14 protein-coding genes and 1 tRNA gene are annotated in these 16,213 nt (G+C 57.4%); 7 read left to right on the top strand and 8 right to left on the bottom strand.

What is annotated here, in order from left to right; genetic code table 11:
- Positions 1-151: 151 nt before the first annotated feature.
- The 3 genes from THTE_RS15440 to THTE_RS15450 all read right to left on the bottom strand — a co-directional run bounded on the left by THTE_RS15440 (position 152) and on the right by THTE_RS15450 (position 2,805).
- A complete protein-coding gene (locus THTE_RS15440) occupies positions 152-1,645 on the bottom strand; it encodes a hypothetical protein (RefSeq protein WP_095416276.1) in 1,494 nt (497 codons plus the stop codon).
- A complete protein-coding gene (locus tag THTE_RS15445; protein WP_157732155.1) occupies positions 1,642-2,460 on the bottom strand; it encodes a bifunctional DNA primase/polymerase in 819 nt (272 codons plus the stop codon). Before THTE_RS15445 ends, THTE_RS15440 begins: the two co-directional genes overlap by 4 nt.
- A gap of 120 nt (positions 2,461-2,580) precedes the next feature.
- Positions 2,581-2,805 carry a helix-turn-helix domain-containing protein gene (locus THTE_RS15450; protein ID WP_095416278.1) on the bottom strand — a complete coding sequence of 75 codons (225 nt, stop codon included), beginning with the start codon at positions 2,803-2,805 and terminating at the stop codon, positions 2,581-2,583.
- 750 nt (positions 2,806-3,555) lie between these two features.
- On the opposite strand from THTE_RS15450, the gene THTE_RS15455 reads away from it, so the two are divergent.
- On the top strand, positions 3,556-4,896 hold the full coding sequence (locus tag THTE_RS15455) for a BNR repeat-containing protein (RefSeq protein ID WP_095416279.1): 1,341 nt from the start codon (positions 3,556-3,558) through the stop codon (positions 4,894-4,896).
- A 147-nt stretch (positions 4,897-5,043) separates the two neighbouring features.
- On the opposite strand, the gene THTE_RS15460 is transcribed toward THTE_RS15455, so the two are convergent.
- Together THTE_RS15460 and THTE_RS18555 are read right to left on the bottom strand one after the other, a co-directional pair.
- Positions 5,044-6,096, bottom strand: coding sequence for a glycosyltransferase family 2 protein (locus tag THTE_RS15460; RefSeq protein WP_095416280.1), 1,053 nt, complete (start codon positions 6,094-6,096; stop codon positions 5,044-5,046).
- 154 nt (positions 6,097-6,250) lie between these two features.
- Positions 6,251-6,376, bottom strand: a complete 126-nt coding sequence (locus THTE_RS18555) for a hypothetical protein (protein WP_257789933.1) — start codon at positions 6,374-6,376, stop codon at positions 6,251-6,253.
- Between the two features lie 487 nt (positions 6,377-6,863).
- On the opposite strand from THTE_RS18555, the gene THTE_RS15470 reads away from it, so the two are divergent.
- Positions 6,864-7,328 carry a DUF1844 domain-containing protein gene (locus THTE_RS15470; RefSeq protein WP_095416282.1) on the top strand — a complete coding sequence of 155 codons (465 nt, stop codon included), beginning with the start codon at positions 6,864-6,866 and terminating at the stop codon, positions 7,326-7,328.
- A 195-nt stretch (positions 7,329-7,523) separates the two neighbouring features.
- Here the strand turns inward: THTE_RS15470 and THTE_RS15475 are convergent, their stop codons facing one another.
- Positions 7,524-8,156 (bottom strand): response regulator, encoded by a 633-nt coding sequence (locus THTE_RS15475; RefSeq protein WP_095416283.1) that lies wholly within the window; start codon positions 8,154-8,156, stop codon positions 7,524-7,526.
- Positions 8,157-8,513: 357 nt separating this feature from the next.
- Here THTE_RS15475 and THTE_RS15480 point away from each other — a divergent pair, with 357 nt between their 5' ends.
- From THTE_RS15480 to THTE_RS15495, 4 genes are all read left to right on the top strand, one after another.
- Positions 8,514-9,926: a sigma-54-dependent transcriptional regulator gene (locus THTE_RS15480; RefSeq protein ID WP_095416284.1), complete on the top strand. Its 1,413-nt coding sequence runs from the start codon at positions 8,514-8,516 to the stop codon at positions 9,924-9,926.
- A 272-nt stretch (positions 9,927-10,198) separates the two neighbouring features.
- Positions 10,199-11,398 carry a prenyltransferase/squalene oxidase repeat-containing protein gene (locus THTE_RS15485; protein WP_095416285.1) on the top strand — a complete coding sequence of 400 codons (1,200 nt, stop codon included), beginning with the start codon at positions 10,199-10,201 and terminating at the stop codon, positions 11,396-11,398.
- 57 nt (positions 11,399-11,455) lie between these two features.
- Positions 11,456-11,743 carry a gamma-butyrobetaine hydroxylase-like domain-containing protein gene (locus tag THTE_RS15490; RefSeq protein ID WP_095416286.1) on the top strand — a complete coding sequence of 96 codons (288 nt, stop codon included), beginning with the start codon at positions 11,456-11,458 and terminating at the stop codon, positions 11,741-11,743.
- A 148-nt stretch (positions 11,744-11,891) separates the two neighbouring features.
- Complete coding sequence (locus tag THTE_RS15495) at positions 11,892-12,740, top strand: glutamine amidotransferase (protein ID WP_095416287.1); 849 nt, start codon at positions 11,892-11,894, stop codon at positions 12,738-12,740.
- 28 nt (positions 12,741-12,768) lie between these two features.
- On the opposite strand, the gene THTE_RS18095 is transcribed toward THTE_RS15495, so the two are convergent.
- The gene (locus THTE_RS18095; protein ID WP_157732156.1) at positions 12,769-12,906 is read right to left on the bottom strand and encodes a hypothetical protein; all 138 of its coding nucleotides are present in this window, start codon (positions 12,904-12,906) and stop codon (positions 12,769-12,771) included.
- Positions 12,907-13,572: 666 nt separating this feature from the next.
- On the opposite strand from THTE_RS18095, the gene THTE_RS15500 reads away from it, so the two are divergent.
- Positions 13,573-13,646: transfer RNA gene (locus THTE_RS15500), tRNA-Asp, on the top strand.
- 191 nt (positions 13,647-13,837) lie between these two features.
- On the opposite strand, the gene THTE_RS15505 is transcribed toward THTE_RS15500, so the two are convergent.
- A complete protein-coding gene (locus tag THTE_RS15505) occupies positions 13,838-15,958 on the bottom strand; it encodes a PPC domain-containing protein (protein WP_095416288.1) in 2,121 nt (706 codons plus the stop codon).
- Positions 15,959-16,213: the final 255 nt, after the last annotated feature.

Here is a 16,213-nt window from a genome sequence, read left to right on the forward strand (position 1 = left end):
TTGAAAAAATGACTTAAGTGGAAAGTGCTGCGAATTTCCGCTAGTTTCCGCTTTTCGGCTAGTTGCCACGTTCGTGCCTTGTGGAAATGCCGAAATTAGTGGAAAGTAAGGCCAATTTCCGCTTTAGTTCTGTTCAATTCACAACTTGCGCCTAGCGGAAAGTGAGAAACCGGGAGGAAGTAAAAACTTTTTCTGGTTCAGGGAGCACCCCCCGGCCGTGGTATTCCCCGATGATTCTCCAGGTGGCCGACTTAGGCCCTCCTCCGGGGGATACTTGCTCAATAGCTCCCTGTTCTGCTAGGGCGCGGAGGGCCTGTCGTGTCCACTGTGGGGTCATGCCACCAATGTCGGCCGCTTCCTTTGTCGAAAACTCCCCGTCCCCGACAGCCGCTTTCAGTTTTTCAAGCAAGCGTTCAAATGACGTGTGCACCTCCCGCCCCAGCAACCGAGCGGCGGGCCGTTGCAGTAGGCGATAGGCCACGTAGTAATCCGCCGGGTCGGCGATGATCGCCTCGCCATCCCGCTCGCGTTGGAACTGATGGGCGAGGGTACTCGCTCGAATCAGCGCCACACAGTGTCTTGCGATACGCCGGCACTCCGGTCTGTCCACCGGGAATTTTTCCGCGAGTTGTTCCGCAAACGGGATCACAACCTGCGGCGGGTGGCTGCCGATGAGCCGCTGAAAAGCCCAATGCTTCGCGATGAGCGTTTCGCAACCTCCACTTTGCGGCTTACTCGCATCGCTGAACACTTTCTTGACGACCCGGCTGGTCTGTTCCTCCGAGTCGTCGGAATTCAAGATCAGCATCCGCGACGCGTCCTCATCGAGAAGTTTGCTTTTTGTCGTGGATTCGCAAAACGCGACGGGGCCTTCCTGAATGACCACTTCCGTGGTCATCTGCCCATCCGGCCCGCGAGTGGCGACAGCCTTGACGAGCCGCCCTTCGCTGACCAGCTCTCGCCAGCTCCGGTTGGCGTCCACAACTTCGGGTGTTTCCCCCTGCGGGCGTTCACCCAGGGTCACGAAACGATGACGCAGGCTTCCCGGGGGAAGATAGAACCAACTCTGCGGGCTGGCCTGAGTCAACTTGATTGTTGCTTCGGGAGGGAAGAGCGCGCCCACTTTCTGTAACACATGCGATTTTCCAGTGGACGTGGGACCCACGATAACGGCCGCCAACGGGCTTGCCAGCAAACGGCTCACCCCCACGAGCCATACAGTCAAGGCTGTCTCGGCCTCTCCGGCAACACCCAGTGTGCAAACGTCGTCATAAACCTCCCGGAGTAATTCGGGGCTGTTTGCCATCCGCTCCGCCTCGGCGACGATCTCTGGCGGTGTTTTTTCTAACTCACGGCGGGCGATTTCAAAGGGATCAGTGGAATTGCCGTTGCCGCGGGCTGCCTGTTCTTTCGCCGCTTTATCCACTTCATCGGCTAGGTTAAGAAGCATGCCCTCGAACGCCCGGGCTAACTCCTGCCCCGGGCGCTGAAGCGTCTGCCCTAACCTCTCAAAAAAGCGTTTACGAGCGTTTGCGTTGTCAACATCAACTTTGTCACGGAACACTTCCGCCCCATTTTCCCATACCATGACGAGTCGGCGGACGGACCCGTTATGGGGAGTGACAACAAAATTCAGTGGAATCATTTGCGAAACCTCCTGCGATGAGCGATAGCGCGAGACCAGGCCCGGTGAAATGCCGGCGGAAGCGACACAGGCCCAGTTGGGTACTTTGAAATGGACTTTGCGATGGCCAGTACTTCCCGCTCAGGAAGCGGCGGGCGACAACGCGACTGATTGGCCGCCAAAAGAGCGGCCGCTATCTCATCCTGTGAAAAGCCCAGTCGGCGGAGTCGGCCCGCAAGACGCGTCAGGCCGATATTTCTTTGCCCTTCGCAAAGGATCGAACCCTCTCGGGCCATTTCTTCGGCGGACTTCGGATCGGGGGCGTGTTCGATGGCCTTCGCGGCGGCTTTCAGTGCTGCGTCCAGCCACTCCGGCGGCGGTGGGAGTTGATCGCGTGGCACAAGTGGCCGGATCCAGCGGTATGCTTTGCCGTTGACCAATGATGGTGGTGCCACCACATAGCCCCGTGGGCCTTTCGTATCGACCCCCGGGGCAATCACCCCAACTGAATTTCCCCAATCCGCCCTGAAGTAAAGATGAAAACCACCCCGCGGGGTTTGGACCAACGGGCACCCTGTGGCCTTCAGCTCCTGCCGGCGCTGGTCACCGGGCCACCCTGCCTCCAGGGCTGCTGGGTCGATGTCCAGCACAGAGAAGCCTTCTCCGGTTGCTATGCCCCAGTTGCACCCCGGAAACTCTGCCAGCCACTGGCGGACGGTCGCCTCGTCACGGGCGGCCCGTTCCGGCCATCCTGGTAGGAGTGGACGCTTACTGCCGCAGTGAAGAGGGTGGACCCGGTAGCCCAGGCGTTGGTAGGTGAACAAAACTTGGCTCACGGGACGCTCCTTTCCAGGCAAACTGGGGTTGCGTCCACGCGGCCCAGAACCTAAAATATAAACGTCGGTTTAGGTTGTGGGGGTGGACGCACCCCACGGCGGCGGCGTCGGTCACTGGGACTAGCGATCGACGCCCTTTTCTTTTGTGGTCTTCAGTTGGGAAGCAATCCACTCATCTAAGGCCCGCACGTCGTACCGAATTAAGGCACCCACCCGGACGTACGGGATTTCCCCTCGGCGGCGTAAGTTGCCCAAATGGCTGGTGCTCACGCCCAACCGCCGGGCTGCCGTTTTTTCGTCGATCAGTACTTGCTCGGGCTGGCTTCCTGTCGCGTTCTGTCGCATGCGTTTACTCCGTAAGCTGGAACCACGAAACTGAAACAAAACCAACGCTTTTCTGTCAGTTTAGCAACGCTGCGCGATACAAATTTCGCTGTGTCTGTATGTGGTTCCATATGTGTAACTGGCTACGTGGAAGCTGGCGGTTAGCGGAAAAGACGTCCCATTGAGTTTAGGGCTGCCCAACACCGGGGGCACATATTGTGAAACACCGACAGAAAAGGGGCCGTTCGAGGTTACAATTTTCGGACAAGATGTGTCAATGAGATGGCTTACTGTATTGCACCCCCCACAAGATGCAGGGCCACTTTTAGGTCCACCACCTTTGTGAGACGCGGAAAAAATCAGTGTTTTGAAAGTAAATTCGAATCCTCTCCAGGGCATTGATCCTTTTCCGTTTCTTTCCTATTGCGTGCTTTTCGATTTCAATAGCGTAGTTCTCAAAGCTTTCACGGGTGCGCCCTCGGGGGCGGCCCTTGTAAAACCTCGATTTAAAGCGATTTAAAGCCGTGCTTTTAAATTTAAAGCCGCCCTTTTAAAGAGAGGCGAGTTTATCGACATTTCCGACACAGGCGGCGGGGCAGTGCTCGCAACAATTCCCCTCTCGTGGCACGTGGAACGCCTGACTCGCATCATCTCTCAAGTTGATTGCCGATTCCGGACCTCTCCCCGGTCAACGATTTCCAGTTATACTCTGAGGAAACTCGACACCGGTCAGCCTCAAAAAGACACCTTTTTCGTGGAGAGGACGGATTCATGTCTGCGTTCTTCTGGACTTGCCTTGCGGTGGCGTGCGCGGCGAACGCACCTTGCGATCTTGTCACGGAGAAGTGGGAAATCCTGGACGCTTGGGAAATTGGGCCGGCTTGGGCTGGCCATCCGGTGGGCTTCTTTCTGCTTACAGTTCCGCCCTACCAGTACGTGGCCTTTTATGACGCCGAGCGACAACTGGTTGTCGGACAGCGGAAACTCGATGAATCACCTTTTCGCTTCAAAAAGCTGCCAACGTCGGTGGGATGGGACAGTCATAACAGCATCGTGATGGCAGTGGACAAACGCGGGTACCTTCATGTCAGTGGTAACATGCACGTCACACCGCTCATTCATTTTCGGATGACCAGGCCCCACGATCTGGAGAGCTTAATTCCCATCCACAAAATGGTTGGGGAAAATGAAGACCGCGTCACCTATCCTCATTTCATCACCACACCAAACGGTGATCTCGTCTTTTATTACCGCGACGGCGCCAGCGGCCGTGGACGCCAACTTTTTAACGTTTATGACGCGGAATCGCAGTCCTGGCGGCGGCTTTTGCCGGTCCCACTGTTGGATGGGGGAGAAGAAATGAGCGCGTATCCGTCGGGGCCGATTTTGGGCCCAGACGGGATGTGGCATCTCTGCTGGATGTGGCGGGATACGCCGGATTGCAGCACCAACCACGACATCAGCTACGCCCGAAGCCGCGATCTCGTCCACTGGGAAACGGTGGATGGCAGACCTCTCAACTTACCCATCACACCAGCGACGCCAGGTGTAATTGTCGATCCGGTGCCCATCAAACTGGGACTAATCAACGTCGGGCATCATGTAGGATTCGACAGCCAGCGCCGGCCCATCGTCACCTATCACAAATACGACCAGGCAGGCCGAAGCCAAATCTACAACGCCCGGTGGGAAAACGATCGATGGGTGATTTATCAGACGAGTAACTGGGAGTATCGATGGGAGTTTTCCGGAGGAGGAAGTATCGGCGCGGAAATCACAGCCGGCCCCGTCCAGATTGCAAAGGCGGGATACCTCGTTCAGAAGTTCAGTCACAGTCAGTACGGAAGCGGCACCTGGGTTCTGGACGAAAAGACACTGCGTCCGATTGACACCTGTCTGCACACTGTCCGCTTGCCTGCGGAGATTGCGCGACGGGAATCTGAATTTCCGGGAATGGAGGTCCGCCTGGCCTGGGACTCGGGGAAACCACCGGCCGAAGAATCTTACTTGCTTAAATGGGAAACCTTGCCGCCCAATCGAGACCGACCTCGTGCGGGGCCGCTGCCACCCCCAAGCACCTTGCGGCTGTATCATCTGAGGCGCATGCCATGACCAGGCCCTGCCAGCCGCAAAACATCGAGCACGTTGGCCGTGGAATGCGACGGATCTTGACGGATCTTTCCGTGCTTGACCGGAGCCGATTCCCCTGAGAGAAGTATGCACGAGGCAGAACTTCAGGGCAACCGCGATACGCAACGTCTAACCGTACGATCCCGTGCGGCCCGAGTTCAACCGTGGCGACGGCTCTGGAAATCGAACAACTTTGGCCTCGTGTCTATTTGACACCAAAGAGCGGACCAGATACGGGGCGTTCCTTCCCCCAGACATGGCCAGGCGGACCTGCAGTTCGGCGAGGAGCCCAACGGCTAGAAGGATCAGACTCATCCCCCAAGAGACAACCGCTGCTGCCAAAAGAGGGATGCCGAGGGGCAAACGCCCCAGGACGGTCCACACCAGTCCCGGCACCGCCATCATGGTCCCCAGGCATCCCACCATAGCAGATAAGGCTGCCATCAGGCGGATGGGTTTCCATCGATAGCGGGTAAGGAACACAATCAGGGGCAAGTCCGCCAGAACTGCGAAGAATCTGCGCAGTCCGTATTTGCTTTTTCCAGATCTTCTCGGCCGGTGATTCACGACAATCACGGTGCTTTTTGCCCCCAGGTCGCGGGCCAGGATGGGCAGGTAGCGGTGCATGTCGCCCACCAGTTCGAGATGCTCCACCACCCAGCGGCGCATCGCACGTATCCCGCAACCCAGATCGGGTGTGGGGGCACCTGTCAGTTTGCGAATCAGCCAGTTGGCGACCCGGGAGGGAAGTCGGCGACTCAGGTAGGAATCCTGCCGGTGCAGTCGCCAGCCATGAACGATGTCGTAGCCCTCCGCGATCTTCGCCAGAAAATGCGGGATGTCCCGCGGATCGTTCTGAAGGTCTCCGTCGAGCGTGATAATGACGTCCCCCTGCGAGGCGTCCATGGCCGCGCGGAGTGCCGCGGCCTGACCGAAGCGTCGTGTGAGAAAGATTACCTGGACATTGCCATCTTTTTCAGCAATCTGAGACAGCTTTTGAGGAGTTTCGTCGGTGGAACCATCGTCCACGTAGTAGATATCCCAGGGGCAGTTGAGGGATTGCAGAACCTCGCTCAATTCGTTGTGCAAGGTCTCAATGTTGCCCGCTTCGTTGTGAAGCGGAATCACCACAGACACCGAAGGCGGCTGGCGCGTTGTTTCACCGCACGCGGCAAAATCCATCGTTTCAGCTTCCTTGCCGAAAGCGTTTTAAACCTGGCCGGGGGCAGCAAGAATCTGACCGAGCCTCGGGCTAGTTGATTACTCCGAAATAGGGCATAGCGCCGGAGATTGGCCGGCGCCCGATCTTCGGGATTTTCGCCACAACGCCTCTGTGCTAAGCTTCATGCGGAACAGGGCGAGTATAGCGGAACTGGGCAAACTCGGGCAACGTCAAATTCTCGGTGACATCCGAGAGGAGCACGATCCGCCGCGGATTCCAAGATCGGTTAGGGCTTGTCATGAATCGCCCCCGATCGGCCGCACTTTTGTGTTGCAGGACCAATTCCTGAATTCTCCCTACCGGCGGGAATTGCCCGGGCGGGATCCGACGGGCTCCTTGCAAATGGTGGGCGCTTTTTGCAGAGCACGACGAAAAGAAGACGAAAAGAACTCGTCCTTTCCCGTATTTCCTGCGTTGCATCTACCACTTCCGGCGGGGAACTTCGGGTTTCCTCACTCTTGACTTGGATAGCTGGAATCAGAAACTGAAATTAAAGTGGCGACCAAATACGAGCGGGCCTGTCTACGCAGTCGCGTGGACTAATCGCTTGCGCGGGAGATAATTCTCTCTGTCTTGCACCCCGGAATGGCAGGTGGCAATGCAGGCAAGGACGCGGCAGCTTTCGTGAGAAGGCTCGCGGCAATGCTACGCTGGCCCTGCCGGAGCCCGGAAGGCCACCGATAACGCAGGATGGATTCAACTCACCGAGGCATCGGAGGAAGCAAACATGTGGGCAGGCGATTCACATGCCCAATCGGATCGGCCGGAAAAGCAATCCGGTCAGCCCGAAAAGTCGGCTGAACAAGTGGGATCGGCTGACGAGCGAATTGTTGTGGACGAAGAGTGGAAAGCCCGGGTGGAAAAAGAAAAACGGGAGACTCGCCAGCAGCGCCAGTCATCTTCGTCGCCCGGGGAGGGTGATCCTCCATTACCCCCGCCCACCCTCACCGGGTTGGCCAGCAGCTTTTCCATGCAGGCTCTGGCCGCCCTGGGGCTTTTGCCCGATCCTTTGACTGGCAAGGTCGAGGTACGGCTGAATCGGGCCCGGCACCTCATCGACACAATCAATCTGCTTTATGAGAAGACAAGCGGAAACATCACGCCGGAAGAGAAACAGGCCCTGGAACAGATGCTGCACGAACTTCGCCTTGCCTATGTACAGATTCAGGCGGCGCAACAGCGATCCTCTTGATCTTGCTCTCCTTCGCCGATGGGTGTTGAAAATACCCAGGTGTGAATACCCCAGCCACTTGAAGGTGGGGGCCGAGCATCCAGAAATAACAGGGACGCCCCCGGCTTCGCAGCTTTGCCACTGAATTTGCGATATCAGGGTGCTTGTCGTCTATTTTTGCGTTCCGCTCGAGAGGCGATCACTTTTGCCGGTTCGTTAGACGAGGCCTTTCCTTACCGCCCAAACGGCGGCCTGCGTGCGGTCGTTCACGTTCAATTTTCGTAAAATATTTTGCACGTGTTCCTTGACTGTTTCCACACTGATGTCCAGCGAGTTGGCGATCTCCCTGTTGGAAAGTCCCAGCGCGATATGCCGCAGCACCTGAGTCTCCCGCTGGGTGAGCTGGACCATATCATCCTCGATGGGCTGCTTGGATTGCATCGCCTGAATGACCTCCCCCAGTCGGCTATCGACCTTGGGCGGTTCGCCGGCTGCCGCGGCGTGAATTGCCCGAATGATCTCGTCCCGACCGGCCCCTTTGAGAAGGTATTCCGATACCCCAAGGGCAACGGCTCTCGCAGCGTAGCTTTGATAGTCATAGGTGGAAAGCAAAACCACCCGAGTGTCGAGGCCTTCTTCGCGAATTTTCACCAAAGTTTCCAGGCCGTCCAGGTCGGGAAAGCGAATGTCCAAAACGAGTACGTCTGGGCGGAGGGTCTTCACCTTTTCCACGGTTTCGGCACCAGTGGCCGCCTCACCGATAACCTCGATATCAGAGCCCTTGAGAAGCTCCTTCAGACCCCAGCGGATTACTTCATGATCGTCGGCTATGAGAACTCGAATCGCCATCTTACGGTCCCTCCAGGTTTGAGACCATTCGTTCCGCCTGCTTGCATAAGATATTTAGGCAATCCTTCCCATCAGGGGGAGTTTGCCCCCGAGGGCTATCTGAAAAATAATCCTACCACCCTATAGGCGTAAAGCAAACCACCACCAAGGTGAGTTAGGGATCGCCCCCCCAATTCTGATGGTATCCGACCACGCCGAGATTTCGCATTCTTCTCGAAAGAGTTCGCCATGTTTCCCAGATTGCGCATGTTGACTATCAGCCTTGCATAAGGTAGATACTTCTCGACGGGTTATCGGTCTTGGCTCTCATTGAGAGTTCCCCCCTCAAGGGTTGATCTCGATTCAGCAGGTGACCTCATGCCCAAGGCAGCGCTCTTGCTCGTTGACGATGATCGTCACCTTCTTCAGGCGATGGCCAACTGGCTGCGGGAGCAGGATTATCGCGTGGACACTGCCACGGGGGTACAGGAGGCGCTCCGCGAACTGGCGAGGCGGTCCTATGACGTTGCCGTTGTGGACATCCGACTTGGCGACGGCGACGGCTTTGATGTCCTCAGGTTCTGCCGGGAACGTTACCCGGAGATGCCAGTCATTCTCGTGACCGGCTACGGTTCCGTGGACCTGGCAGTGGAGGCGATTCGTGCCGGGGCGTTTGACTTTCTCACCAAACCCCTCATCGACGAGGAGCTCCAGGTAGCCATTGAGCGGGCGCTCAACCAGAAACGCGTGGTCGAAGAGAACAAAAACCTGAAGACTCAGCTCGACATGCGTTACGGCCTGGATGCCATCGTGGGGCGGGACCACCGGATGCTCCGCGTGTACGACGTCATCGAGGCTGTCGCCGACACAAAAGCGACCGTGCTCATTACCGGGGAAAGTGGCACAGGCAAGTCGCTGATCGCGCGTGCCATTCATCGACGGAGCAGTCGGCGGGACAAACCGTTCGTGGAAGTTGCCTGTGGAGCGTTGCCGGAGACACTCCTGGAAAGCGAACTCTTTGGCCACGTGGCGGGGGCCTTCACCGGCGCCACTGGGGACAAGATCGGAAAATTCAAGCAAGCGGATGGAGGCACGATTTTTCTCGACGAAATTGGGACGGCCAGCCCGGCACTCCAGGTGAAACTCCTCCGCGTTCTCCAGGACTACCAGTTTGAGCCTGTGGGCGGTACGGAGACGATTACGGTGGATGTGCGGGTTATTCTGGCCACCAACGAAGACCTGCAAAAGGCAGTCCAGGAAGGACGGTTCCGACGGGACCTCTATTATCGGATCAACGTCATCAACATCGAGTTGCCTCCGCTGCGGGAGCGTGTGTCGGATATTCCCCTTCTCGCGGAGCACTTCCTGAAACGCATCTGCGAGGAGATGGGACGACCACTGAAAACCCTCAGCGATGAGGCCCTGGCGGCCCTCCAGGCATATCGGTGGCCCGGCAATGTGCGTGAGCTTCAGAACGTCCTTGAACGGGCGGTCCTTCTTGGCCGAAAACCGGTCATCACCCTGGAGGACCTCCCCCCGGATGTCGCGGCGGCTCTTACCCCTGGACTGGGCCCTCCGGAAAAAGCTCCGTTAAAACAGGCACTCCAGCTTCCCGAACGGCAGATTATTCTACAGATGCTGGAGATGCACAACTGGAACCGGCAGGCGACGGCCAAAGCCCTGGGGATCAACCGCACGACGCTCTACAAAAAGATGAAGCGTCTGGGAATCGAGGAGCCCGAGTCAACGCGGGAAAAATCCGAGGAACACGGCTCAACCGTGTGTCGATGATCTCGACACGCGTGTCGATCGGCGCAACACAACCCAACGTGGCCGCGGAATTCGATCAGTCGTGTCACACAAACGCGGTCCATTCCCTATAATCTAAGTTGGCAATTGAGCGGAAGTTAAATCGCGATCCCCTGGCTAACTCTAAAAACAACTCGAAAATCGTTGGTATTTATTTTGCTTAGCTCCAACGCGATCGCTTTATTGAGCTGACCGACCTTGCCCAAGAGGGGGCATCTTCTGGTGGACTTGAATTTCAGAGGAAGGAAAAAACCATGAGCAAGCGTAGTTTTTCATTTTGGATTCTTCCTGTGGCAATTGCGATACACTCAATCACGCTATGGACCATTTCGTGCGGAGGCGTATACGGCGAAGAGGCGGCCGCCGTCAGGGTCGGTCCGGATCCGACAGCGTACAAAACCTGTGTGGATAAGGGCGTCAACTACTTGGTGACGCATCAGATGCCGGATGGGTCGTTTTCTCCGGAAACGGGGGTGGGTATTACGGCTTTAGCTGTGGCAGCCCTGGTGCGGAGCGGCCTGACTACTCATGATCCGCCGGTTCGCGCAGGCCTGGCTTATCTGGAAAAGCAGATCCAACCGGACGGCGGCATCTATACGCCCGAGGGCTTCTACAAAAACTACGAAACCTGCATTGCCATGATGTGTTTCCAGTGGGCTGATCCCGAGCGTTACAAAGACGTCATCGCCCGGGCCGAAAAGTTCGTTAAGGACATTCAATGGGATGAGAGTGAAGACAAAAATCCCAGTGATTATTTTTATGGGGGTGCCGGTTATGGCCGAAGTAAGAGACCCGATCTTTCCAATACAGCGTTTCTCATCGATGCCCTGCGCGCTGTGGGGCGTGGGCCGGACGACCCAGCTATCCAGAAGGCCCTCATCTTTGTTTCGCGGTGCCAGAATCTAGAGACGGAGTACAATACGACCCCATTTGCCAGTAAGAATCCCGATGGCGGTTTTTATTACACCTGCGCTGCGGGCGGGCAGAGCATGGCCGGTCAGACCCCGACGGGTGGCCTTCGCAGTTATGGATCGATGACGTATGCGGGTTTGAAGAGCCTCATCTATGCCGGTCTTACGGCGGATGACCCCCGCGTCCAGGCGGCCAAGCGGTGGATCGCGCAGCACTACGACCTCGATAGTAATCCTGGGCTGGGCCAGCAGGGGCTTTACTACTACTATCACACCTTCGCCAAAACGATGGACGCTCTTGGAGAACCGTTCTTCGTGGATGCCCAGGGAAGGCGGCACGATTGGCGGGCTGAATTGTTTGAAGCGCTGGCAAAACGTCAACGCGAGGATGGGTCCTGGGTCAACACGGCGGATCGCTGGATGGAGGGCGACCCCAATCTCGTGACGGCGTACGCACTGCTGGCCCTGTCGTACTGTCGGCCCACCGAAATCAAACCGACTGGCACCGGTTCCACCCAGTCGGGTGGCTCGGCGCGACCGTGAGTCGCAATTCAGTCGTCGTTCACATGCATCTGGTGTCAACCTGGCAGACAGTTCCGTATGTCTTCCCCAAGACCTCTCGCGCTGCGTTTAGAAGGTGGTGACCTCGTCATTGAATGGAATGACGGGGTCACCGCACGTTATCCTCCCGATCGGCTTCGTCAACTGTGTCCCTGCGCCACGTGCAAAGAGATAAACGCGCGAGGCAGTTCCGGAGAGGCTCCTCGGGTCACCCTCAAAGAAGTGACGCCGGTGGGCAACTATGCCTACAAAATCGGCTTCAGCGACGGTCACGACACAGGAATTTACACCCTCGAGTACCTTTACGAAATCGGCCTGCGGTCATAGTCGGCCGTCTTGGATGCTGATCTTTTTCTCTACCGGCTGATCGGTGGACCAAGCTTGTTATCGCGGCCCATTGGAAGAACAATGGAAAAGGGCCGTGACGGAGCGTAGTGTTCTCTTTCCGCGGGCAAATTCTGAATGAGGTCGTTTTATGCTTTCGCGCGTTTGCTACTTCGGCGACGATGAACTGACGGGACCAGCCGCTTATTTGGCCGGGGTCATGGAGTACTGCGGCTTTGAGTACGAGCATGTTCCAAGTCGGCGACGGGTTGCGGATGAGTTGCTTAAGGAACCGTTTGCCCTCTACGTCATCAGCGATTATCCATCGGTCGGGTTTACCCTGCCGCAGCTTCAACGGATCAAGGAACATGTCGAGCAGGGCTCGGGCCTCCTCATGATTGGCGGCTGGGAAAGCTACTTCGGACGCGTGGGAGAATACGTGAATCGCCCGATCGCCGAGGTATTGCCCGTCTATCTCAGTATGTCTGACGACCGCGTCAATTGTGCGCAGGGGTGCGTTGTTCGAATGGTAAAACGGCATCCCATCACGGACGGCCTTCCCTGGGATAAACCGCCGCTGGTCGCCGGGTTCAACCGTATCTTTCCCAAGCCGCAGGGCACCACGCTGCTCGCTGGCGACCGTCTTACAATTACCGACGATGCGAACGGGTTAGATGTGTCCGTGGCGGACACGGTGCCCTTGCTCGTTGTGGGGCGATTTGTGGCCGGCCGGACGGCCGCTCTTGCGTTTGACGTGGCCCCTCATTGGATCGGCGGAATGGTCGATTGGGGCGAGCACCGGATCGTAGTGCAGATTCCGGCAGGCGGCTACATCGAGGTGGGGGACGCCTACGTCCGCTTGTTGGGCAATATCATTGCCTGGACGGGCAAACTGCGGGAACTGCCCGACGCGTATCCAGAAGAAGACCTTTCCGCTTCGGCGTCTGTAACGGTCGTGGCAACCGATAGCGAAAACGGGCTTCCTTCAGCGAATGGCTGAATTGGCCGCGGCACGGTCGCGATATCTGTCAGTAGTCACTTCGCGAACCGAACCCGCGCAACCAGAGGGCCCCCACGGCAAGGCCCACGACGGCCACAATCAACCATTCGCGAGGACCGAGATAACCTAACCAGCGATCCACGAACGACAGGCACCGTTCAAGCATGGTACAACAGACCTTCCACACTCCGCTGTCAAAATCAGAACTAAGGCGCATATCGAGGCGCCCTGTGAAAAGTTTAACACACGTTTTTGCGAGGACAGAAAACCGTTTTATTTGTGGGGTCGCAACCCCAATTCGAGAGGGGCATCTGCCTGCCGTTTGGGTCTGGTGCGGGGCAGGGAAGCGGTTCACCACGGGTCGAATGTCCCCGGGACCTGAGTCATCCCCATTTGATGCCGGGAAGCGGCACGGATCTGGACCGCTCCTTGGGCAGGAGCAGGTTTCAGCCCGGTGGGACGTGCTCGTCGCGTCCATATTCGCCCGTCCATATTCGGAGGGACCTGCTTGTCAGGTCCGTGCCTGGCGGGACGTGCCTGTCACGTCCGCTTGTCAAGGTTGGATGATCGATTGTCTTTGCGCGGGCACGACAAGCGTGCCCCTCCGACGAATACTCGGAGGGACATGCCTGTCACGTCCGCTTGCCAACATTGGATGATCCACCCCAAGTCACTCGCCTTTCGGTAGGGGCCATTCATGAATTGTCCTACAACACCTTGCGCTGGTGGCATGCCATGGATTTTTGCAAAAATGGGAATGGCTCAGCGGGGGCGGGGCTTGACCAATCGGCCGCGCTGAGGAAAATTCTAAATAAGAAAGGACCAATGATACGGGGGCGTAGCTCAATTGGTTAGAGTACCGGACTGTCGATCCGGTGGTTGCGGGTTCGAGTCCCGTCGCCCTCGCTCAACAAGGGACTGCGTCTTAACCGGACGCAGTCCTTTTTGTTTGGAGTTTCAGCCCTGGCTACAATCAGACGCTGAGAGCTTGTCTACCACCTTTGGTGCCACTTGGTGCCCCCAAACTAGGGTATGCCGTGTGGCTAACGTTGGAGAGCTGGAGCCATCGACGAGCGGCGGTTGCCGCGTTCCAGGGATTATTCCTCAGCCGCGGCACACTCGGCCATCTTGGCGAGATAAAACTCGTCCGTCAGGAATTCGTTCTCATAGAGCACATTCAGCATCCGAACGCGACCGGCTACCTGGGATTTGCTGAACGGAGCCCGGCCAGCTTCCTTAATGGCCTTTCGAGCGGCCTCCACCAATTCCGGCGGGACCTGGGGCGGAGTACGCTTTGGCTGCGGCTGATAGGAAGGATCGTACACCTGGGCCACCAAGTCTCCCACGGGAAGCAGGTGCCGCCATAGAAACGCCTGCATCTTGTCCTCGGCGGCGACGGCCTCATGGACAATCTCCTGGTCGCCGATCTTGGCCTTCCCGATCACCGTGAGCGGTACCGCCCCGTTGGAGTCCTTCAGTGTAGTCTTCACTCCGAGCGAGACCATTTCCTGATTGGCCCGAAGAATCACCGGGGAATTGGCAAAACCTTCCGGCGGATCCTTCAGGCTGACCTGGATATCGCCCTCGAACCCGTCTTTCCGGATTGCGTACACCCGCAGGGCGGCGGTGCTTTGGCTACGAATGGCTAACGCTGACGGGATTACCCGGAGGGCAAAATCAGGGCGTGGTTCACTTAATCGCAGGCGATAAGCGTATTCCTCGCCGCCGTGTCGCGTTGTGTCCCCCAAGTAGACGAGATACGTTCCATCCGCCGGTAACTGGAACATGATGTAAGAGTCGGCGTGATACGTCATCTGGCCCATTCCCGGATCTTCATAATCATCGTTGATGGCGAGAAGTTTACCGCTCGCATCGGTAATCCGGAGCAAGGAGTCCAGCGGAGAGTTCAGCCGTCGTGCCATGACTTCCGCCACAAGCGTTTGGCCTGCCTTGCCTTCCACACGAAAAACGTCCCAGTCGCCTGGTTGATCAATCCGGCCGTTGATGATCGCCGGGAGGGAAACAGGTTGGGCCTGATCTGGCTGGTTATTGGGTTCTTTTTCCATCACTTCGGGGAGGGTGTCCCGCGCAAACGGCACACGATTGGAAACCAGGCCGTTTCGGACCGCGCGGACGAAATGAATCCCAGGCCCAGCATCTTGCGGCGGCATTTCCACCTGGGCGCCTTCCGTATTCCAACCTTTCACCTCCAGGGAAACGGGTTGCCCGACTTGGCTTCCCAGGGGAAAGATATGCGTGATGAAGGGCGCCTCGGCAATGGAGACCCGATAGACGAAATCTTCCCGGCCCCGGAAAAGGGCATCGGAGATGGTGAGCACATACTCACCGTCTTCCGGGACCTCGTAATAGATGACGGGATCAGGGTCGAATCGAAAGCTATCGCTGAATGCAACCTCGCGACCATTGGCGTCATAGAGAGTAAGTACCGCCTGAAACCAACCGGGTACCGCGTCCGCAATGTACGGAATCAGTTCTCGCGTGGACGCTTTAATCACCAATCGCTGACCCTTTTTGGCCTCGAAGCGGTAGGCGTCCACAAACCCAGGCGCGATCTGTCCATTCACCACGCAGGGGATGCTCACCTTAACTTCTTTCTCTTCCGGCGGACGGCGGATTTCAGCAGCCTGTTCATTGCCGAGGATCGGTTTGGGGCACGATTTAAGCGGCTTCCGGACCACCTCGGGGAATTGACTGACGTAAAACACGACTGGATTGGTTGGGCCCTGCGTGGTCACCAGCCGGATTTCGCGCGGACCTGGATCGGCATCGGGAGCCACCTTGATTTCCACGATCGCCAGATCCACGATCGACCGATTGGCCGGGAAATTCTGCCATTCGGCGATCCGTTCGCGCAGTCGGTCCATCATGCGTTGCGTGGCTTCATCGATCTTCTGGCCGGCTTTTTCCTTCTCCTTGGCCTGGTTTTCCAGGATTCGGAGCTGTTCCTGCATGACGGCGACTTCCTGATTGTTGAGATACCAGCGGTACTCCACGAGTTTCGCCTCCACCCCTTTTCCGGAGACAATCGCACCTTGAGGGATGGCAAGTCGCTGGCCGCCGAGACGAACCTGCACCGTCGTGCCCTGCTGGGCCCCCGCAGGATAGACATACCCGATGTAAGGCTGTGGCAGAGCGATGTGTTCCGTCAGAATCGCGATCAGCACTGCGAGGAAGAAAGGAAGGCATTTCTTTTTCATTGATGAATCGCCTCCACCACGATCCCAGGCCGTAGCCAGGTTCACAGAGTCAAAGCCACGTTCCAGTCCTGTTTGGAAATCGCCTCTCAATAGGTGACATCAACGGGCAGGGATCATCTGTGTTCAGGAAACCCTGTCCGCCAACGCTCGTCTTTGTCTTAAAGCGTGGGCATTCTGACACTGCCCCTGCCCGTTCCGCAGGCAGGTATTCCGCTGTTCAGGCCGTCTGACACAACAGGGGAGTGTCAAACCCTC

The organism is Thermogutta terrifontis, from assembly GCF_002277955.1.
In the GTDB taxonomy this organism is placed as follows: Bacteria; Planctomycetota; Planctomycetia; order Pirellulales; family Thermoguttaceae; genus Thermogutta; species Thermogutta terrifontis.

What these genes read in the sequence shown, in the direction of transcription:
- THTE_RS15485 (WP_095416285.1), top strand. Translation starts at nt 10,199, where the DNA reads ATGAGCAAGCGTAGTTTTTCATTTTGGATTCTTCCTGTGGCAATTGCG.
- THTE_RS15450 (WP_095416278.1), bottom strand. Translation starts at nt 2,805, where the DNA reads ATGCGACAGAACGCGACAGGAAGCCAGCCCGAGCAAGTACTGATCGAC.
- THTE_RS15490 (WP_095416286.1), top strand. Translation starts at nt 11,456, where the DNA reads ATGTCTTCCCCAAGACCTCTCGCGCTGCGTTTAGAAGGTGGTGACCTC.
- THTE_RS15495 (WP_095416287.1), top strand. Translation starts at nt 11,892, where the DNA reads ATGCTTTCGCGCGTTTGCTACTTCGGCGACGATGAACTGACGGGACCA.
- THTE_RS15460 (WP_095416280.1), bottom strand. Translation starts at nt 6,096, where the DNA reads ATGGATTTTGCCGCGTGCGGTGAAACAACGCGCCAGCCGCCTTCGGTG.
- THTE_RS18555 (WP_257789933.1), bottom strand. Translation starts at nt 6,376, where the DNA reads ATGACAAGCCCTAACCGATCTTGGAATCCGCGGCGGATCGTGCTCCTC.
- THTE_RS15505 (WP_095416288.1), bottom strand. Translation starts at nt 15,958, where the DNA reads ATGAAAAAGAAATGCCTTCCTTTCTTCCTCGCAGTGCTGATCGCGATT.
- THTE_RS15475 (WP_095416283.1), bottom strand. Translation starts at nt 8,156, where the DNA reads ATGGCGATTCGAGTTCTCATAGCCGACGATCATGAAGTAATCCGCTGG.
- THTE_RS15455 (WP_095416279.1), top strand. Translation starts at nt 3,556, where the DNA reads ATGTCTGCGTTCTTCTGGACTTGCCTTGCGGTGGCGTGCGCGGCGAAC.
- THTE_RS15470 (WP_095416282.1), top strand. Translation starts at nt 6,864, where the DNA reads ATGTGGGCAGGCGATTCACATGCCCAATCGGATCGGCCGGAAAAGCAA.
- THTE_RS18095 (WP_157732156.1), bottom strand. Translation starts at nt 12,906, where the DNA reads ATGCTTGAACGGTGCCTGTCGTTCGTGGATCGCTGGTTAGGTTATCTC.
- THTE_RS15440 (WP_095416276.1), bottom strand. Translation starts at nt 1,645, where the DNA reads ATGATTCCACTGAATTTTGTTGTCACTCCCCATAACGGGTCCGTCCGC.
- THTE_RS15480 (WP_095416284.1), top strand. Translation starts at nt 8,514, where the DNA reads ATGCCCAAGGCAGCGCTCTTGCTCGTTGACGATGATCGTCACCTTCTT.